15 protein-coding genes and 1 riboswitch are annotated in these 21,479 nt (G+C 36.5%); of the genes, 2 read left to right on the top strand and 13 right to left on the bottom strand.

What is annotated here, in order from left to right:
• Nucleotides 1-93: 93 nt before the first annotated feature.
• Together EW028_RS22165 and EW028_RS22160 are read right to left on the bottom strand one after the other, a co-directional pair.
• Nucleotides 94-2,664: a vitamin B12-dependent ribonucleotide reductase gene (locus tag EW028_RS22165; RefSeq protein ID WP_131522438.1), complete on the bottom strand. Its 2,571-nt coding sequence runs from the start codon at nucleotides 2,662-2,664 to the stop codon at nucleotides 94-96.
• 200 nt (nucleotides 2,665-2,864) lie between these two features.
• Nucleotides 2,865-3,695 (bottom strand): lipoate--protein ligase family protein, encoded by an 831-nt coding sequence (locus tag EW028_RS22160; RefSeq protein WP_048392686.1) that lies wholly within the window; start codon nucleotides 3,693-3,695, stop codon nucleotides 2,865-2,867.
• Between the two features lie 212 nt (nucleotides 3,696-3,907).
• Here EW028_RS22160 and EW028_RS22155 point away from each other — a divergent pair, with 212 nt between their 5' ends.
• Nucleotides 3,908-4,294, top strand: a complete 387-nt coding sequence (locus EW028_RS22155; RefSeq protein WP_004231073.1) for a rhodanese-like domain-containing protein — start codon at nucleotides 3,908-3,910, stop codon at nucleotides 4,292-4,294.
• A 564-nt stretch (nucleotides 4,295-4,858) separates the two neighbouring features.
• A riboswitch (glycine riboswitch) is annotated at nucleotides 4,859-4,935 on the top strand.
• Between the two features lie 165 nt (nucleotides 4,936-5,100).
• Nucleotides 5,101-6,438, top strand: coding sequence for an amino acid permease (locus tag EW028_RS22150; RefSeq protein WP_131522437.1), 1,338 nt, complete (start codon nucleotides 5,101-5,103; stop codon nucleotides 6,436-6,438).
• Between the two features lie 33 nt (nucleotides 6,439-6,471).
• On the opposite strand, the gene EW028_RS22145 is transcribed toward EW028_RS22150, so the two are convergent.
• From EW028_RS22145 to EW028_RS22095, 11 genes are all read right to left on the bottom strand, one after another.
• On the bottom strand, nucleotides 6,472-7,437 hold the full coding sequence (locus EW028_RS22145) for a glutaminase (RefSeq protein ID WP_131522436.1): 966 nt from the start codon (nucleotides 7,435-7,437) through the stop codon (nucleotides 6,472-6,474).
• Nucleotides 7,438-7,506: 69 nt separating this feature from the next.
• The gene (locus tag EW028_RS22140; protein WP_131522435.1) at nucleotides 7,507-8,922 is read right to left on the bottom strand and encodes a M20 family metallopeptidase; all 1,416 of its coding nucleotides are present in this window, start codon (nucleotides 8,920-8,922) and stop codon (nucleotides 7,507-7,509) included.
• A gap of 19 nt (nucleotides 8,923-8,941) precedes the next feature.
• The gene (locus tag EW028_RS22135; protein WP_131522434.1) at nucleotides 8,942-10,162 is read right to left on the bottom strand and encodes an MFS transporter; all 1,221 of its coding nucleotides are present in this window, start codon (nucleotides 10,160-10,162) and stop codon (nucleotides 8,942-8,944) included.
• Between the two features lie 300 nt (nucleotides 10,163-10,462).
• On the bottom strand, nucleotides 10,463-11,764 hold the full coding sequence (locus tag EW028_RS22130; RefSeq protein ID WP_131522433.1) for a hypothetical protein: 1,302 nt from the start codon (nucleotides 11,762-11,764) through the stop codon (nucleotides 10,463-10,465).
• A gap of 152 nt (nucleotides 11,765-11,916) precedes the next feature.
• On the bottom strand, nucleotides 11,917-14,766 hold the full coding sequence (locus EW028_RS22125) for a hypothetical protein (RefSeq protein WP_131522432.1): 2,850 nt from the start codon (nucleotides 14,764-14,766) through the stop codon (nucleotides 11,917-11,919).
• Between the two features lie 264 nt (nucleotides 14,767-15,030).
• On the bottom strand, nucleotides 15,031-17,385 hold the full coding sequence (locus EW028_RS22120) for a sensor histidine kinase (RefSeq protein WP_227745004.1): 2,355 nt from the start codon (nucleotides 17,383-17,385) through the stop codon (nucleotides 15,031-15,033).
• Nucleotides 17,358-17,516 (bottom strand): competence pheromone ComX, encoded by a 159-nt coding sequence (comX, locus tag EW028_RS22115; protein WP_131522431.1) that lies wholly within the window; start codon nucleotides 17,514-17,516, stop codon nucleotides 17,358-17,360. Before comX ends, EW028_RS22120 begins: the two co-directional genes overlap by 28 nt.
• A gap of 273 nt (nucleotides 17,517-17,789) precedes the next feature.
• A complete protein-coding gene (locus tag EW028_RS22110; RefSeq protein ID WP_131522430.1) occupies nucleotides 17,790-18,176 on the bottom strand; it encodes an SMI1/KNR4 family protein in 387 nt (128 codons plus the stop codon).
• Between the two features lie 30 nt (nucleotides 18,177-18,206).
• Nucleotides 18,207-19,154 carry an ADP-ribosylglycohydrolase family protein gene (locus EW028_RS22105; RefSeq protein WP_131522429.1) on the bottom strand — a complete coding sequence of 316 codons (948 nt, stop codon included), beginning with the start codon at nucleotides 19,152-19,154 and terminating at the stop codon, nucleotides 18,207-18,209.
• Nucleotides 19,155-19,184: 30 nt separating this feature from the next.
• Nucleotides 19,185-19,955: a macro domain-containing protein gene (locus tag EW028_RS22100; RefSeq protein WP_131522428.1), complete on the bottom strand. Its 771-nt coding sequence runs from the start codon at nucleotides 19,953-19,955 to the stop codon at nucleotides 19,185-19,187.
• Between the two features lie 515 nt (nucleotides 19,956-20,470).
• The gene (locus EW028_RS22095; protein ID WP_131522427.1) at nucleotides 20,471-20,683 is read right to left on the bottom strand and encodes a hypothetical protein; all 213 of its coding nucleotides are present in this window, start codon (nucleotides 20,681-20,683) and stop codon (nucleotides 20,471-20,473) included.
• Between the last annotated feature and the right edge of the window lie 796 nt (nucleotides 20,684-21,479).

Below are 21,479 nucleotides of genomic sequence, written 5' to 3'. Positions count from 1 at the left end.
TTAATAAGTAAATATTCCCATTTACACAAAAATACCCCTTTAGATTATCTTAATCTAAAGGGGTAAAAAGTTACAACTGTTATTAAATTTAATTTATAGACCGCATTTCAACTGTGCGCCACAGTTTGTACATGTATTACAGCCGCCCATTTCTTCGACTGTGCCTTTACGGCATACTGGGCATGTATTCCCAACGTCTGAGCCAATAACAGTTGTTGACTCTAACGCTTGAATCGTATCTACTAATACGACTGGACGTTTTGTATGTTCTTCAACCAATTCCTCTTCAAATGAAAGTTGATCCATATCATTTTCTTCTGCTTTTAGTGTAAGTACTTGTGAATCACGGCTACCGTCAACATAGACCGTACCACCCTTAGCGCCACCTTTATATAGTCGCTCGTACACTTTTTCAACTTGCTGTACTGTATAGCCTTTTGGTGCGTTTACAGTTTTAGAAATAGAGGAATCGATCCATTTTTGAATAATGCATTGCACATCCGCATGCGCTTCTGGTTTTAGCTCCATTGCTGTAACGAACCATTCTGGAAGCTCTTGCTCATTTACTTCTGGATGACGGTTCAAATATTCTTGGACAATTTCAGCTTTTACTTCAATGAATTTACCTAGACGACCAGAACGATAGTACGTGAAGGAGAAGTATGGCTCAAGACCTGTTGCTACCCCTACCATTGTTCCTGTGGACCCTGTTGGTGCAACCGTTAATAAATGTGAGTTACGGATACCAGTCGCTAAAATTTGCTCTTTGATATGAGCAGGCATTTTTTGCATAAAGCCTGTCTCTGTAAAGGCTTTACGTAAACGTGCTGTTTCTTCGTCTGTAGCACCTACTAAGAACGGGAAGCTACCACGCTCTTTCGCAAGCTCTGTAGACGCCTCATACGCAGTTTCAGCGATTGTTTTAAAGATATCATCGACTAACGCATTCCCTGCTTCTGAACCGTATTCTTTTTCACAGTAAATCAGCAAATCGGCTAAGCCCATAACGCCTAATCCAACACGACGTTCACCAAGAGCTTGTACACGGTTTTCTTCTAAGAAGTAAGGTGTCGCATCAATCACATTATCCTGCATACGAACACCAACACGAACTGTTTCACGTAGTGCTTCGTAATCAACTGATTGATTTTCTTTATTCGCAAACTGTGCTAAATTCACAGCAGCTAAGTTACACACAGAATATGGTGCAAGTGGTTGCTCGCCACATGGGTTCGTCGCTACAACACTTTGACCGTATGCCTTTGCATTTGTCATGTCATTGGCGTTGTCAATGAAGAAAATACCTGGCTCTGCTGAGTATGTTGCACATACATTAATTAAATTCCATAACTCTTTTGCTTTAATTGTACGGTATGTGCGGACTTTATAGCCCATTTTCTCCCATTCACGAACATCACCAACTTCATGCCATTTCGTGTTGTAAACGCTCATTTCTTCCTTTGTATATTCTTCAACAGCTGGGAAACGAAGCTCGAAGTCAGCATCTTTTTCAACTGCTTCCATAAATTCTTTTGTTAATGTCACAGAAATGTTGGCACCTGTTAAAAACTCTGGGTTATGAACAGTGTACGTGCCACCATCACGTAATTTATTTTCAGCCTCACGAATGATCGCTGTATCAAATCCACCTAAGCCTTCAATGTTTTTATAATTCACGATGCCTTGATACATCGCTTCTTCTTGCATAGAAAGTGGCTTGAAGTTTAATTTTTCTTTGGCTAGACGGATGATTGTTTCATCCGTTGTATTTTCGATCAGGTAACGCAGAATACGTGGATTTTGCATTTTGGAAATAATAAACTCCACAATATCTGGATGCCAATCTGCTAGCATAATCATTTGTGCGCCACGACGTGATCCACCTTGCTCCACAAGATGTGTCAATTTAGCAATGTCATCTAACCAGGATACAGAACCAGATGATTTACCGTTTACACCACGAGCTAATGTGTTACGTGGGCGTAATGTTGAACCATTTGTTCCAACACCTCCACCGCGGCTCATAATCTCCATAACTTGCTTACGGTGATCACTGATACCTTCACGAGAGTCAGCGACAAATGGCATCACGTAACAGTTAAAGAAGGTTACATCAGTTTCAGATCCAGCTCCATAAATCACTCGTCCAGCTGGAATGAATTTCAAGGATACTAATTGCTCATAAAATTTTTCAAACCATTCTTGGCGTTTTTCTGGTGTTTTTTCAACAGCGGCAAGGCCCGTTGCATTTCGTTTTGCAATTTGTTCATAATATATCTCAAGAGGCTTTTCTAGCACGTCAATTGAACGCGTAATCACACCCGTTTCTTGCTCTTGCGGATCGTCTAATGCGCTACGATAATCTTCTTCAATCAAAATCTCTGCTGTTTTTGTAGAAATATCCAATTTTTGAATTGTCCCTAAACCACGTGCAGGAAATTTCGGATCAGCTTTTACCGTTAATACAACAAAGTCGCCGGCTTTCAATGTTTTCTTTTCTGTGTCTTTAAACGAATAGCGATCGATCATGACAAGTCTCGATACACCTTTGTGTGTAATATGCATATCAGATGTTACGGGATGTACCTGCGGGAATTGTTCAATATCTTTGTTTAACTGTTCAAATTGATTGTTTACTTCGGGTTGATGATTTGTGAGTACCATCGTTTTGCCTCCCTTATTTTCTTCATTACAAAATAAATACACAATATCTCGTGTTGTTAAACACTACATATTGTGTATATGTCTTTAAAAAAGATACTATATATAGTTTTTTAATTCAACTCTTGCTTTTTTTAATAGATTCAGAACTACTTGTTATGACTAGGATTGAACGTTAAAAAATATTTTTTTCATACCATTTTTTACTTTTTAAAGTTCCACTCATCTGAAGCATATTTTTTTTCTTCTAAAGCTTGGACATATTCTAATTGCTCCTCAGAAAGTGTAAATGGTTTTAATTCAATTTGCAACGATTTTGCAAAACCATCTCTAAAAGCTGTCACACATTGTTCAACTGTCACTGGCTCTTTTACAAGACTGTTGATGGCAACAGCCTTTTCTGGTAGCTTTCTACGCATACGATTCTTCGCTTCTTCACTGGAGAAATTAAATACGGATAATAATTTCTCTTGATCCAAATCTAATAAAATGGCGCCATGCTGTAAAATGACACCCTTTTGACGTGTTTGAGCACTTCCAGCTATTTTTTTCCCTTCTACGACAAGTTCATACCAACTTGGTGCATCAAAGCAAACAGCACTTTTTGGACTCTTCAGGTCCGCTCTTTTCTCCTCTGTATCAGGTACACTAAAATAGGCATCCATACCCAGGTTATGGAAACCTTGCAAAATTCCCTCACTTAACACACGATATGCCTCTGTCACAGATTCTGGCATATTCGGATAGCTTTCCGTCACAATGACACTATAAGTTAGCTCATGTTCATGTAGGACAGCTCGTCCACCAGTTGGTCGACGTACAAAACCTAAGCCTTGTTCACGCACAGCATCTAAATTAATATCTCTTTTAGCTTGTTGAAAATAACCAATGGATAATGTCGCAGGCTCCCACTCGTAGAAACGAATTACTGGTGGAATTAACCCCTCACTATGCCAATCAAGTAAGGCTTCATCTAGTGCCATATTAAAAGAAGGACTACATTTCCCTGAATTTAAAAAATACCAAGTTGTCATATGCTCATCTCCTACAAATATAAAATGATCCATCAGGCCCCACCTGTGGGTCAACTTTAACGAATAGTATACTACAGTTCAAATTGCGAACGATTGCTTGTGTAACGAAAAAAGCGATTTCGCTACAACCTAGTTAATTTTATCAAACTCATTGGACTATCGCTAGCGCATCTTTTATAATAATAGAGAAGATAGAAAGGGGTAAGAAAATCTTGGACATACTTATCACAATCGGTGTCGTTTTAGTAGTCACAATTGCATATATCGGAATTAATGCACTACGACTCAAAAAAGCCGTAACCAACCTAACACAAGAGCAATTCATAGAAGGCTATCGTAAAGCCCAGCTGATCGATGTTCGTGAGCAAAAAGAATTTGATGCTGGTCACATTCTTGGTGCACGAAATGTTCCTTCGACAACACTACGTCAACGTTATAAAGAAATTCGCCCAGATTTACCAGTATATCTATACTGTCAAAATACAGGCCGTAGCTCACGTGCTGCACTATTTCTTAAAAAACGTGGGTACAACCAAATTTACCAACTTCAAGGTGGTTTCAAAACTTGGACAGGTAAAATAAAAGCAAAAAAATATTAATGCTCTCATCAGAAAAAGTCGTCTCAAAGTACTATGAGACGACTTCTTTTTTAAAAAATTCAGAGTTTCTACTATATTATATCTATTTCAAATGATGCTGTACGAGCTTCATGTCATTAAATTAAAAAAGTAAAGCAACAAAACGCATTATAATCCCCTTTTTGATACAAAGTCTACTTTGAACGAGTTCGCTACTTGAGTCGGGTCCTCATAAAAATGAGCGCTTCGTCCACTTTTTTGAGCGTCCTTTTCATTTGTTTGAGCACTTCCACACTCTTTTGGAGCGGTTTTCACTTATGTTTGAGCACTTCGACAGCTATGTTGAGCAATCTTCCAATAATCCATCTCATATTAAAAACCCCTTCACGAAACACTTTGTATGACCAAAAATACTATTTTTCGTTAGAGATATGCCTGTTACGAACCCCATTCTTCTATTTTTCTGAAAATAGTCAAAATTTATTGTTGAATAATTTTAGAAGCACTGTTAGGATGTATAATATCTTACAATAATAATTGATTATCAAGTTAATAAGCTATGAATGCTATGGATCAAACTATAGCAGGAGCAGTTCTGGAGAGAGCGCACATTGCGTCGCCGAAGGGTTCACTATCTCAGGCAAAAGGACAGAGGAGTAATACAGCTTTTATAAGCGATGCTACATAAAATATTTAACCTATTTCATGTAGACATCTGTGAGTAAATGATATTTGTTATTCTGACGTTTTTCCGAGACTAGTGTCACAACTAGTCTCTTTTTATTTTTCCAGTCATAGTTTTTTATGCATCTTTGAGGGGGATTAACGTGGAACAGCAACAATTAAAACGAGATTTAAAAAATCGCCATGTGCAGCTTATTGCCATTGGCGGAACAATTGGGACTGGTTTATTTTTAGGCTCTGGAAAAGCCATTGCCTTAGCAGGGCCTTCGATCATCCTAGCCTACTTAATTGTGGGGACAGCGCTATTTTTTGTGATGCGTGCCTTAGGTGAATTGTTACTATCCAACGCAGGCTACACTTCATTTACGGATTTTGCATCCGAGTACATAGGGCCTTGGGCAGGTTATGTAACAGGTTGGACATACTGGTTCTGTTGGATTATGACCGCAATGGCAGACATTATTGCGGTGGGGGTTTATACACAATATTGGTTTGATCTCCCACAATGGGTGCCAGCCATTGGTTGCCTTGTATTGTTATTACTACTAAATCTATTAACCGTTAAGCTTTTTGGTGAGCTAGAATTTTGGTTCGCTATTATTAAAGTTATTACGATTGTCGCACTTATTATTATTGGTCTTATTATGTTAGTAACTGGCTTTCAAACTAGCTCAGGGACCGTATCAGTTGAAAATCTGTGGGCACATGGAGGCATGTTCCCAAATGGTATATACGGCTTTTTAATGGCCTTCCAAATGGTAGTCTTTGCATTTGTTGGAGTGGAATTAGTGGGGGTTTCAGCAGCTGAAACCGCAGATCCTCAAAAAAATATTCCTTCTGCCATTAATAAAATTCCATTTCGCATTTTGCTTTTCTATGTAGGGGCATTATTTGTCATTTTATGTATTAACCCATGGTATGAAATGTCTGCTTCAAGCAGTCCCTTTGTCCAAGTGTTTACATTAGCAGGTATCCCGATTGCTGCTGGTATTATAAATTTTGTTGTGCTTACTTCAGCGGCTTCAGCAGGTAACAGTGGGTTATTCTCCACAAGTCGGATGCTCTATAATCTTGGTAACAATAAACAGGCGTCTGCAGCATTCGCAAAACTCAACAGAAACAGTGTGCCAAGTAATGCTCTCGTTATTTCTGCTATTGTTGTATCAGTTGGTGCTCTGTTAAGTAAGTTGATGCCAGAGAATGCCTTTAGTGTTGTGACGACAATCAGTGCAATTTGTTTTATATGGGTGTGGAGCATTATCATCATTTCTCACATCATCTACAAACGAAAAAAACGTGCTTTACATGAAGCTTCCATCTTCAAAGCACCACTGACTCCTTTTATCAACTACGTCGTGCTTGCGTTTTTCGCCTTTTTATTAATGGTGATGTTTATTTCTGAGGCTACGCGTACAGCACTGCTGTTAACACCAATTTGGTTTATCGCTTTATTTATTATTTATAAAATGAAAAAAAGATGACTTCAGACTAAGCGCTGAAATCATCTTCACTTATTAAAAAATAGTCATATCCCATTCTGTTGCTAGCTGTTTCAGCAACTGTACACCTGCCACACTGTTTCCTATTGGATCAATCGCTGGTCCGTAAATTCCGATACCACAGCCAGTAGGAAACGGCGAGTGCAGGCCTGCATGTCCTGGAACAGCCGCAAGAATCGCACCTGATACACCACTTTTGGCAGGGAGGCCAATAAATGCCGCAAACTTCCCTGAGGCATTGTACATACCACACGTTACCATTAAAGCCTTCGCTAATTTTGCCACTTGTTTTGGGAATAGCTGTTTCTTTAACAGTGGGTGATAGCCATCATTCGCAATAACTAGGCCAATCATGGCTAAATCTGATACATTGACTTCAATTGCACATTGCTTCAAATAAACCTCAAGTGCCGCCTCTACTGGACAATCTAAAAACCCTGAATCCATTAAGTAATAGGCCAATGCTCGATTACGATTAGCCGTTTGCCACTCTGACTGGAATACTTCTTCATTGATACTCAATTGCTTGCCGATGATTTGTTCTAAAAATTGTAGAATCTTTGTGACCTTCTCTTGCGGAGAATGACCAGCCAACATGGAGGATACCGTAATAGCCCCAGCATTAATCATCGGGTTAAAGGGTTTACCTGGCTGATGACTTTCTAAGCGAATAATTGAGTTAAAGGTATCTCCTGTTGGTTCAACATCTACTCTTTCTAAAACATATGGTAAGCCTCGATCCATACAGGCTAAAATAAAGGTAATAACCTTGGAAACGCTTTGAAGGGTAAATAGTTCTTCGGTATCTCCCGCTTTGATTTCGTGGCCTTCAGTCCCCACAATCGCCACAGCTAATTGATTAGGATCTTTTTTGGCTAAAGCAGGGATATAATTAGCACATTGCCCTTCTTTGGTAGCTACACGATACTGTGATACCCACTGTGCTAGAAGATGATGCTGATGATTGGGTTGTGTTGACATGTCGCGTTCTCCTTTCAAAATGAGGCAAAAACAGAGCCTTCATAGTTCTCCTATGAAGACTCTATCCTGTTAGCGCTTAGGTGGCTGTGTTCCCTCTGGAATTAAAGATTGATATGTTTCACCATCTAGACGTTCTTGCCATTCCTTTTTCGCTTTTTCAATGTATAGAGGATTATCCAGCAACGCTAAGGCTGTACAAGCCATAATTTTAGCAGCCTGTAGCATTCCTTTATGCGCTATTGGGGTCACTCCCTGAGACACTACCTGCCATGTATGTAATGGTGTCCCTAATGCCATGCATACAGTTGTACACTGTACGGTTGGTACGTTCCAGCTAACATCGCCAACATCTGTAGAGCCACCCATAATAAATTCAGGTAGCATGCCTGGAACATGATCAGCAATCACTTTGCCTTGTAATTGCTTGGCATCTTCTCTGCGTAAGCCCACTAATGAAGCTGCTTGTACTTTTGGTGTAAACGTATTGAAAATTGCCTGCGCATACTGTTCATCCTCTATTGTATAGTCTGGCATACCAATTTCAAGTATTTGTTGATACATCACATCATAAAGTGTTTTATTTGTAATAAGATTTGATGCAGCACCTTCAAACTCAATGTCCACTGACGTCCCTGTCATCATTGTGGCACCCTTTGCAATGTTCTCAACGCGCTGATAAATTTCCTGCACTTGCTGCTTTTTAGGTGCCCTAACTAGATACGTTACCTCTGCATATGGTTGAACGACATTTGGCGAAGTTCCGCCAGAATTAGTAATGGCATAATGCACACGTGCTTCTGGAATGATGTGTTCTCGTAAGTAGTTTACCCCAACATTCATAAGCTCAACAGCATCTAAAGCACTTCGTCCAAGATGTGGTGCAGCTGCGGCATGAGCACTTTTGCCCGTAAACTTAAACGTTGCGGCATAGTTTGCTAGAGAACTACACGTCATCACAGTCGAAAACGTACCTGGATGCCAAGAGATCGCGATATCAACATCATCAAAAAGGCCAGCCTTTGCCATATAAGCTTTACCAGATCCATTCTCCTCTGCAGGGCAACCGTAAAAACGGATTGTTGCTGACTGATGATTTTGCTCTAAATAATCCTTTACAGCAACAGCAGCTGCGAATGCGCCAGTACCTAATAAATTATGACCACAGCCATGTCCGCTTCCACCATCAACAAGAGGCTCATGTTGTGTCGCCCCACCTTTTTGACTCAAGCCTGGAAGCGCATCATATTCACCTAAAAAGGCAATGACAGGCTGACCAGAACCATACGTTCCAACAAGCGCTGTTTCAAGAGCAGCAACACCGACTTCTGTTTGAAAACCCTCTTTTTCTAGTGCCTGTTTCATATATTCCATCGATTTCTTTTCTTGAAAATGAAGCTCGGGCACAGCCCAAATCGCATCGCTTAATGCTACTGTAGCTTGCTGTTTTGCTTCAATTAATGTTGAAATTTTTTCATGATAACTCATATTTGTCCCTCCAAATTCATTATGCTTTTAATAATGTTCCTTTTTGGTCGTTTAATGTGACAAGCGATACAATACAGATAAGCGCAAAGCCAATTAACATCCAAAAGGCTGCATCAAAGGAGCCATTAAAGGCATCAACCATAAATCCAATTGCCATCGGTGTAACAAACCCTGCTAATTGTCCCCCTGTATTGGCAATCCCCATTGCAGAACCTGTGATAGAGGAAGGTAATTTCTTGAGCACAATAACAGGTAGTAATGTAATGACAAACGCAATAAAGATCGAAACGACTGTTTGGTAACCAATAAATAACGTCACTGTTTTGGCAGTAAACATTAAATACAATAAAAGACCAATGACTGCGCAGGAAATAGAGCCTAACACTTTCTCCATACCTTTTGGTAGCTTATCAATGATATAGCCACTACCATATACACCAATTATCGTTGTAATAGCTGGTATTGTTTGCGCCCAACCAATGGACATTAAATCCAAGCCTCGATTTTTTTGAAGATATGTTGGAATCCAAGAAACTAATCCCCAGTTCACTGCATAAATACAAAAATAAGCAATGATTAAATTCCACATTAGGGGTGTTTTCAATAACTCTTTAAAATTCACTTTGTTCGTAGTATTTTCTGTTCCAGCAGTAGCTGCCTCATCTTGCGGGAGTTGAATGTATTTCCAATATAAAAAGGCAATTATGGCCCCAATTGCTCCAATGATGATAAACATCATGCGCCAGCCAATCGTTCCTAATAGATAAGCAGCTAGCAAAGGGACGATGAGTGAAACAATGCCACCAGAAGTAAGCATGATGGACATCGCTCTACCTCTTTCCTCTTTTGGGAAAATCGTAGCAATAATTTTAGAGCTTGATGGCTGAAAACCACCCTCACCAATACCAAATAAAAAACGAATTACAATCATCGCTGTTAAAGACCAAGCAATAGCTGTTAGGCCCGTAAAAATAGACCACATGATAACAGCCATCAATAAAACTCGTTTTGCGCCAAACTTATCGGCAAGCCAGCCACCCGGTATTTGCATAATGGCATAGCCTAAAAAGAAAGCGCTTAAAATAATACCCGTTGAAGATGCATCCAGTTGCAAATCTCCTGTAATCGAAACCACTGCATAGTTCATAATATAGCGATCTAAATTCCCTAAAGACCAGCCTAAAAATAAAAGTGCAAGGATGACATTTCTAGATTTCTTCGTTATTTCATTTGTTGTCATACATATCCCTCCCATATATAGAAATCCTCTCTTTATTGCCACGACTATTCTTGAATATGCTTGCCCCCTTGTCCGTAAATCCCCTTTTATATACCGACATTTTCGTTATATATTCGTATAATAATCAAAGTTCAATAAAAAGACAATATTTTTTTGAAAATTTCTAATAGATAATCGTCTTCGTAAATCCATATTATGTACCTAAATAACCGCTGAATTTAGTGATTTATCAGTATTTAAGGCTTCAAAAAGCATAAAAAAATGTCCCACACCATTTATTGGTTTGGGACATTTTTGTTTTTAGACAAGTTGATACATTTTAATAGGTCTGCCTCGAGTATGCTGTAATTCTTCTCCACAAATTCTCGCTAAATCTACATTACATAAATCTGCTACGATTCGTTGGGCATTTCTCTCGCTCATTTGCAGTTGTGTCGCTAAATCCTTTGTCGTAAAATGCTTCCAATGCATTTTTTGTACAAGTGCATGGATTTTCATATAGGTTTTAATACTAATATTCCCTTTTTTTAGTTTTTCTAAAATATAAGGGTCTTCTGCTCGGTAGGAATAGGATAGCTCTTCTACATGCCCTACCGATTCAATAATGGTGCCATCATCCTGTATCATCACGATGTCAATAGCCTCGTTTTCCTTCGTCTGTCTTAGTCCTCGGTGAGCATGTAACTCAGCATTGAACACTGTTTGAGCAAAGCCAATGCCTGCTGTCACCTTTGTCTCCATTTCAATCGACAACTGATACATTTTTTCCTGTAAAAATCGTATTTGCCCTTCAATCGCACCTCTTGTACTAAAGATCGTATATTTACCATTCCCCTCTTCAATAAGAGAGCCATCAATCTGTTCACAGAGCTGTAGTAGATTTTCCTTCGTGCGCAATTCTAAATATTGAATACGATAGCCTTGCTTCATGCGCTCTTTTAATGAATCGAAGTCCTTAATTTCAAGCATGACTGCACCAATTTGTGTCTCTTTATAATAGGACGTTTTGATCTTCTCTGTAAAAAGTTGAACTGTATGATAAATTTCTGTTTTTGTTGGGGAAACCCAATAAGATGGCACACCACGTTTCTTCAGCTCTTCATCAACAGAGGGATAACAAGTAATCGCAAAATCAATTTTGCCCGCCTGCCAAAGGCTATAGTGGAAATCAAATAGCTCTTGTGGATCAATAGCGACATCAAATTCCTTTAGATACATATGGTGGACATTATGCCGAATCTCTGCAAGACTTTCTGAAGCCATTTGAGAAGGCGAAGGAATAATATCGATACTAACATTTTCTATAAACTTTTTTTGCTGATAGGATTGTTCTAAAAAACCCCGATAAATAGCCGCTTCGGAAAAAATAATATGGGTCAATTTATCTTGGGATACATTCGTTTGGCGGGCAAGTTTATAAGGGATGTAACCAGAAAACAACCAGAAATCGACAGCCTGATTATGTGTCTCCACAAGATGCTTTGTTTCCGTCGCCACTTCATATATATACGGAATAAATTCCATATCCTGTTCGATTTCTCGTGCTAAGGCAATAATTCTTTCAACGGATTGAATGGGACCAACAACACCTATTTTATACATCTTTTGTTCCTACCTTCTTTGTGAAACTACAATCTTATGTAAAAAATTTCTTCCTTTGTTGTACATAGTATAGCGGACAATCAAATTACTAGACAAATCTTATGTATAAAGAAAAGCCTCGAAAACTGTTCGAGGCCATCTGGAAGTAACAATTATTGCTCGGTTGGATACATGTTTGTATAGAGTAACTCTAATCTTTTAGAGAGCTTTCCATAGGCTGTTTGCCATGCTTTACGTGCAGCATCATTACTGCTCCCTGCTGGTTCGTATATAGCATGGACCTCTTCAACCTTCTTCAAATCACCCTCTGCTTGCGTGAGCTTCGAATAATTTTTAACAACCTTCTTATCAGCATCACTCAGAGCATCATAGGCTTTACGGATTTCACTTACTTTCTCCTGTAAACCATTGATATATTCACCTTTTACAAGAAGTGAATTGATGGATTCAATTAATGACAATGCATTTTCATTCGTTTGCTGTTGTCCTTTTTGCTTATCAATGATCAATTGTCTAGTTCCTGCATCAATCAGGCTCACTTGTTTAGATGTAAGCTTTTCATATGCCTTGATCACAGTGCTTGGATTTGAAGCAAAGGATTTCTCATAGGTCTTCATAAAGCTTTCCACTTTTTTCACGTCAGCAAGCGCAGTTTTTAAAATATCATAGTTTGTAATCAATTTTTTCTCACTTGAACTAAGGCTACTATATTGTGTCGAAAGATTTTTAATACTTTCAATCGTTACGACATAGAGATTACTGGAAACAATTGTGGCAATATCATTATTTAGCTGTGTAATTTTCGATGCATTTTCATCTATATTTTGATTTTTTAATAAAGCTTCATATTGTTCTTTTGCTAAATGCTGCTGATTCGCAGGTAATTTCGCATAAGCTTTTTGCACTGTTTCAATTTTTTTAGCCTTTTTCGCAGCATCTGTTTCTTCTCTAGCGGTCTGTATTTTTTTATAGAAGGATTTCACACCTGTAATATCCTTATTTGCTGCTGTTAATAAATAATAATTTGTCACGTATTTTCTTGCAGCTGAAGACAATTTTTTATAGGATTCAGAAGCTGTATTAACAGCGGTTTCTAATTGATTGAATGAATATTTCGTAACATCCGCAAATTTGGCAATATCCGCCACTAACGCCTCTGCTGCTGCTTTATCAGTAGGCACTTTACCATTGCCATCAACTGAAATCTTTGGCGTGTTTAGTAAAAATTCTTCAGCATTATATACAAGTGATTGCTGTAAATTTGTAAGATTATTATAAGCTTTTAAAGTACTTGTATAGCTTGAATTAAGTTTACTTTCCTTTACACCAGTTGTTGCAGATAACTTTTGATAGGCATCCATATCTTTAATTACTTTTTCAGCTGCTTTTAAATCTTTCTGTAAGGCAACAAGACTATCGTAGCCAATAATTTGTGCTGCTGAGGCTTTCGTTAAGCTCTTATATTCCTTGATCATTTGATTGACATTATTGACATGACTTTGCCATGAACCAGCAGACGGATTGAACGGATAAACATCATCGCTAATATAGCTATCTATAACATTATTTAAATTTATAATTTGGCTTTCTTCTGCACGTTCTGCTGTAGTCAAACGCTGCACATACACATCTGGCACTAATTTTAATTGTTTATACGTTAATTTTTCATAGACTGTACGGATTGATTTAGCAGTCGTCACTTGTTTATTAGGCGTACTATTTGTAGCTAATTTATCAAATGATTTAATGAATTGCTCGACCTTTTTAATATCCGATTTAGCCTCAGACAAAATTGCTTGGTTTTGAACAGCGGCTCGGAAGCTTTGTGATAATTTCTCAATATCTGCTTCGATTGTCTTTACGCTCGCTTGTAAGGAATCAACATCCGAAGCTACATATTTCACAAGTGAATTCTCATAGGATAATAAATTAAGAATAGCTTGATTGAGTTTTCTCACTTCTTTTATCTCTTCAAGATCATTTGGCTCGTTTAATAGATTTTTAATGCTCTTATATAGGGTCTCATCTACATCTAAGCTACGCTGTAACAGATCTAGCTTATTATAAGCCTCTTCTAGTTCCTTTATTTCTTTTTCATTACTAGTCTCTATTTTGCTCCATTTTTCGTTTAACTTAGTTATTAATTCAACATCAGCAAGTGCTCGCTTTAAGACATCATAATTAGACACATTCCCTTTAGCTGCCGCTGATAAGGATTGATAGTTTTTTTCTAGTTCCGCAACTTTAGCACCAAATTCTGCTAAGCTTGATACATTGTATTTATTATCATTGACCAGTAAAGCTTTAATCTCTTTCGTTAAAGTATCAGTGGGTTGTTTAGAGACAGTAATGGTATCAGATAGTTTAGATTCCGCAAAAGAAAGACCCACTTTTGCTTTGACGGTGACAGCAATATTTTGAATATCCTTTTCAATGGCATCCTTCGGAATCGTATATGTACTACCTGAAGCACCCTCTATGATCGTAAAGGAGGTATCACCTAATTTATAAAACCATTGATAACTATATGTAATTTGATCACTTTGCAATTTTGCACCATTCTTATCAGTGACAGTAATACCAGCTACTTTCACTGTTTCTCCAGGTGCTACAAAACCAGCGGATTGACCTTCTAACGTTGGGATGGTGATATCGAGCTCTAATGGCTCAATATGGCGCGGTGCACTTTTAAATTTTTTACCGTCTGTCGTAGTTGCTTCCACAAAAATGCTTTTTCCAGCTGCTTCAACAGGCACTTTTAAGGAAATAGACGTTGCACCAGAGATGGGCTTATTTGTTGAACCCTCATCACCAGTAATTTCCTCTAGATAATACCATTGATAGGCATTGACGATTGTATCATTTGGTAATTTTTCTACTTTTAATGTTGCATTGACAATATTTTCACCAGTGACTGAAACTGTTTCGGCCGCACCTGCTACAGTGGGAACGATAAGTGCTACAGGAATAGCTGCTGCTGTTAAAAATAATTTTTTATTCAAATCTATTGACCTCCTCAATCCTTCTCCTGATTATATCGGTCATATGGCCATAATTTCCTTGAATATTAGGTAAATACTCTAAAAAGTGTATTTTTTCCTGATTTACTATTTAACAAATAATATTTTTTTGATAACGTTTTATTATTTTTGATTATAAATAAAATACTTTTCAAACAAAAGCCTTCTAACCCACATTCGTAGCCTCTACGAAGAGATTAAAAGGTATTAAAAAAATATATGCACTTTTGCTTCCGCTTCATCTGGTTATCCTCGTATCATATAAGTTGGTCGGGTCAGGGTCTTATAGGTATAGGGATTCGTATGCTGGGTTTCACTTACTTGGATACGAATCGTCATCCCTTCTCCTACTTTGCTATTTAATGCGAATTTCCCATTAAAAGCTTGAACGCGCTCCTGCATGCCTTGTATGCCCATAGAATCGGCAAGTAGAATATCATCTATATTACAACCAACACCATCATCGCTATACAAAATTTGGAATCCCTCTTCGGTGCCTAGTAAATGTATTTCAACTGTATTAGCATAGGAATGTTTTAACGCATTGTTTAATAGTTCTTGGAACAGCCGATAAATCATTAAATTTAAGCGCTCATCCTCTAAATAGAGGCGGTCAATTGTATAGATCAAAACAAAATTAGCCCGTTTATGAATTTTTTGTATTAATTTTTCAAGGGCTGCATTTAAGCCCAATGTATCTAATAGAGGTGGCTTTAAGTTTTCGCAGTAGCCCCTCAAATCATTCAGAGAGATAATCATATGTTCATGAAGCTTTATAAGTTTAGATGGGATCTCCTCTTTTTCTTTTGTATGCATGAGGACATCCATTTCCCTTGCAATGTGCAGTTGCTCTTGTAAAATCGTATCATGAAGTTCCTGTGCTAACTGATATTTTTCTTCCTCAAACCTTAGCCAAAGCAATTTATTGAGCCATGGTAGCTGTCGATTATCAGCTTCTTTCATATGCTTTAACTGATTTAAAAGCTCCTCAACCATTTTTGTGTTTTCGATAAAATTATTTAAATAGAGTAGCAATAATTCTAGCCATAGCAGTTCCTCGTCCTTGAGATAAATCGTTTTATTATGATCCACAACAAGGATTCGTTTAAAGTTCACATCCTGATGAATAAAGGCGATATAGAAATGATCTGTCTTTTTTATATCTCCCAAGCCTAATCTTTCGACTAGTACCTCATCTATTTGATGCTGCGTGTATTCTTTGGATTTATTGGTTAAGGTAACTTGATGTGTTTGAAAATCATATGTGAGCACATACACACTTTCCATTTCAAGCTGCACCACAACCTCTTGTACAAATTTCTCCAATAAGTCCTCAATCTTCACCACTCTACCAATACTCTCAACGGTCGTATACAAACGGTGGATGTAGTCGCCTTTTGTAGAAAATAAAATTTTCCGCTTACGATAATCAATCCGCTCTTTAATGTAGAACAACGCCATTAACGATAGAAAGGCAAAAAAGAAAATCTCTGTCATACGCGAAACTGATAAATCTGCAAATAAATATAAACCGATTAACAGCCATATCGTAAAGCCAAATGAGAAATTAAAATAATAACGCAATCGAGAAATGAAATACTCCATATCAAAAATACGTTCAGTGAGTTGTGTAAAAATGAAGCTGAATGGAATTAGTAAAAGAAATAATGAACAAATATCAGCAGAAAGTAGTTGTTCATTGACAAAAATTTGAGGTAAAGCATATAAAAATAAAAAAGGCAGAAATGGGATAATTATACTCATTAATAAAAGCTTTAGATGGGAAGATTTATACTTAAAAAAACCTACAATTAAAATTCCAAGATTCAATAGTATTAATAGAAAAAATAGCCATAGTATCAATTCAGATAATATCGGATTAATTGATGGATAAAAAATACTAAAAACACTCATTGCTACAGCCAAAAAAGGTAAAACAAAGAAATTTCTTATATTTTTTAAGAATAACCACTTTATATCTAAAAACAAAAAATATTCTTTTAAAAAGAGCAATAAAATGACTAAACACAGAAGTAAACTACTACGATTAATAATCATACCTATATTATCTAAACGTCCTGAAGCACCAATACTTACATAGGCTAAAGAAACACTTAGAATAAATAATATAAGTAAATTAGTAAGTTTTTGGTTAATTCTTTTAGAATATAAGTATATTGTAATGAATAATGTTAGAAAATAATAACAAGCTGGTATTATCAATAAATAGTAAAATTGTTGAGGAATATCTAGATTTTTTATCTGTATAGAGACTATCCTTCCATCCGACTTTTGAATTGTAATTTCTTTCGCTGCTCTTATGGCAGAATCAAAGGATATATAAGATAAATTACTTATTTTAACATTATCAACGTATAAAACAATATCTCCAGGAACAATTTTATGCTTAGACGCCCAATTTTTATAGTAAGAATCCGTTATTGTCCAATTATCATTTATTTTTTCTAATTCTATATTTAAAAAGGGCGTGCTATAAGTAATATAAAGTAAATAAATACCTGAAATTAAATAGAATCCTATAGCAAGCCCAAACCATTTATTTTTTAAATATTTTAGTACCAAACGCGATTTTCTAAACATACATCTTCATCAAACGAATCCAATATTGCCTTTTGTTCTAATGCTGTTACACCAATGAGAGAAGCTTTTTTTTCTTTTAACAATGTCACCAACGTCGGATTTTGCTCTAAATACTGAATCATGTTAATCATTAAAATCGCCTCATTTCTTCATTTTTTAAGTTTATAGTCACTATTTTTTGCCAATAATTCCTCTTAATAAGGAATTATTAACCATATATGTAACTATATTTTCATTATACTACCACTCTCCAATAATTCAACATTATTTTCTAAAAAATTCAAAAAATAATAGAATACGTAATAATTTTGCTTTATTTTCAATTATTTTTCTCCAAAACTAGACATAGAAACAAATAAAAAGCTCCTTCCTTCTAGTAGGAAGAAGCCTTTCATTTATATTTCTTACTCATACTGACATCCTTCTTGTAGCCACTTGCATAAATCACAAGTAATCAATGTTGCATGCTCCGGGTTCATATCACCACTATCTACTGCTAAAACACGATAATCCTCTGCCTTTATGTCCATTAAAAAGACCATTCCTCCACTATCATCACCAATTGCAATATAGCCTTTTGCATATTCCTCCACTTCCCAAGTCTGGTTTCTTTCTATTACTTCCTCTGTACCATAAATGAACACACCATTCGTAAACGATAAACCGTTACTTTCCTTTAATACAAGTGTATACGCACTCGGAAGTTGGCAATTCAACTTATTTTCTATGTGTAAAATTTGGCGATCTGTTGCTGGAGGATATGCCGTATAGCTATTATGTATAGGTAACATTTCGTCACCGTCCTTTCCTCTATATTTTTTTCACATCTGGGCTGTACAAAATTCATAAAATGCTAGGATTAAGTCATCTACCTTTTGTTTATTAGCAATTTTATCCAACCATTCTTCTGGAATTTCATCCAACTGTTTATACATACCCGCTATCGATCCTGTAATCGCTGCAACTGTGTCCGTATCTTCTCCTAAATTAACTGCCTTCAGAATGGCGTCTTTAAATGTTGTAGAATTACCTACGCACCAAATGGCCGCCTCTAATGAATGAACAATATAGCCGCTTGATTGAATCTCGTCTTCAGGCGTATTTAAAAAGTTTTCATGAAAAATCCTTGCATAAGCATTTAACTCTGCTTTCATTTCATGTTGTAAATTATTTTGAAGTAGTTCAAAAACCTCTTTTAAGGCCACTTCTAGTGAATTATTTCGGTATAAGCTTAATAATAGCTCAATGTAAATAATGGATCCTACTATGGAACGCGGATGACCATGAGTAATCTCTGTATATTGATGTACTAAATCTTTTCTTTTAGCAAAATCTAACTCATGCATGACCACGAATACTAAAGGAGCTATCCTCATTAGTGTACCATTGCCATTATCAAACTCGCCCGTTTTACCACATTGTGCTGGCGGAACACCTTTTTTATAGTTGGAAACGGCTTCTGCTGTAGTTATTCCAATATCAAACATTTCGCCAAATGGTGTAAGATAGCCCTGCTCCATGTATTGTACAAATTTGTTCATTAATGTTTTGGTATCCCCATTTTCAATAATGTTCTCGACCAGGCAGAGTGTTAGCGAAGTATCGTCAGACCAAGTGCCAGGTGGCTGATTATAAGTACCATACCCCATCACATCTTGCACATGGAAAGTTCCTCTTTGTTTAAACTCAACAGGTACGCCCATTAGATCACCAATAATCCCGCCGTATAAAGTGTCAAACACTCGCTCCCTCAATTTTGTATCTACCATTGATGCCACCCCTAACTTTTATTTAATTTATCACAATTCAAAAACAGTACATTTAATTTTATAATAAATCAATTCCTCATTTATTATTTTTTCAATCTCTCTCCAACCCCCTCCTGCTAAACCTGAACCAATTTTAGGCATCTGTATCGATAATCGATTTTTTAATGCAAATCTCGCAACTTTTCTTAAACATAAACGAAGCGCATCATAATCAATATAGGTTGTACGATCTTTATCATTTTTCTTCACACCGTGTTGTGCAAGCATATTGGCAACAAAAGTAGCTTTCTGCTGGTCTACACATACAAACTGAACCTCTCCTAACCCAAAAGTTTCTTTATCCTTCGACCATTTTATATATTCATTTTTGGCAAAAGGGAATTGCTTTGATAAAGATAAAACAAAGCCTTTTCCCCATTTTCCTAAAATATTAACAACATGAATGATGAGTGTATGTTCTTCGAAAGGAAGAGAAGCATCACCCTTTAAGTAGTTTATGTGAGAATTGTTAGCTACAATTCCCTCCTGCCATTTATTCTCAAATTCTAATTGAGTAATAGGTACACTATCGCTTAAATCTAAACTCTCGATATGTCCGTCATACAATAAAGATCCAACATCTTCGTTCCAATCGTGCAATGATGAAGAACTATATATATCATTATTTATTATGTTGATCTGCCTAGTTGCAACGCCATCATCAAATTCTGTATATAATTGTCCATAACCTTTTAAAAATTCAATATTATCACATTTATAGTATAATAGACTATTACTAGTCCTTGCGTGACTCTCTACCACTGTTTACCTCCATTTTGGAATATCCAAATACATTTTTCAACCAATAATAAAAGTCCTGTTTCGACTAAAACTTTAATTCGCATATATTTAACAATCAAAACCACTTCCATAATCAATTTTCATAATTTAAAGACACTTTCCCTTTTTATGAATAGTATAGCATTTCTAGGTATTTCACCTAATATGAAAACCTCAGCATCTTTCTTTGCATACCTATATGCTGGATTTTCAAGTGGGCAGTCATTTGTAAGAGTGTTTCTAGTAATCTACCACCAGCACCATAAACACGATCTTTTTTGTCTTTTGTTTCATATAGATTGCCTACATCATCGACGCTACGGTATAAGAAATAAGCATTTGCACCCTTCCAAGCTAATACTGTACGAGGAAGTGGAGCGTAATACGCCTTTTCGCCCCAATCTGCTAATGTATAAGATGTTCCACCGATAATTTATTCAAATTTCGGGAACTCATTTGAGATTGTATAACGTGAAGCTGTTACGGTAGGTAGCTTTTTATGAGCCATTTGCATCTTTGTAAATCACCATTGTTTTTTTAGCAGTTTGATTACCTGAAGCGTTTAAGTTATAGTTATGGTTTTTTGCGAATGTTTTACCATTCACAGTAATTGAATTTCCAATTTCATTAACGTCAACACAGATAGAGCTAGAAGATGTAGGTGTTTGATCGTAAGATTGAGTGTTGTAAAAAACCGCCATTGATACCATAATACGATGTACTCGTTAAGGGTTTACAGATTGTTTCTGTGCAAATGTTAGATAAAGGTGTTTTAATCATGTGAACGAAGGGGCGACCCATCATCCAAAGTTCGCTTGAATAAGTATAATTTGTAGCCATAAGATAGTTCCTCCTAAAGTTATGCAATATTTTGTTGCAACACTCTATAAAGGGGAATTTCGATTTGATTTAACAACCTCCTAAAAAAAGGTTTTAAAAAGGTTTTATTCACGTTCATACATATTTAGTCTTATTCGTAAAAAAAGCCCAAGCTGTATACAAAATGGGAAATGCCCCCGAACATCCTCGCTACAATGACTGTTGTAATTTTATAGATTTGGAGTTTTCGCGATAAATATCCATAGGTTATACATCGTTGATTTAACAATGTTTTTCGATTGGATCACCAATCGCAGCATGTATAAAATTCTGCATAAATAGCATCAGAATTTAATCTTTACTTCTTATGATAAACAAAATATTCTAAGCCTCCATACGTCTTAAGCCATTTAAAATCAAAGTATGAGTATAATAACCTTGAATAAAATAACCATCTTAAACGAACGTAAACGACCTATAATTTGATTTCCATGAGTCTTATTTGGTAAAACAAACAAAAAAGCATTTCCCAAAAAACAATACAATACTGTTAATTTTCGGCAATGTATAAATAAAAAAGACCACCTCGTATGAGATGGATACATCATTCATCTATTCAATTAAAGCACCACGTTTGTTGAACAAGGAATTTTGTTTACCCTTCAACAATTGCAAGATATTTTTTGA

It is taken from the genome of Lysinibacillus sp. OL1, assembly GCF_004332175.1.
GTDB classification, from domain to species: domain Bacteria; phylum Bacillota; class Bacilli; order Bacillales_A; family Planococcaceae; genus Lysinibacillus; species Lysinibacillus capsici.
Note: the sequence above shows the minus strand (reverse complement) of the source record. Positions and strands in the feature narration are given on the sequence as shown.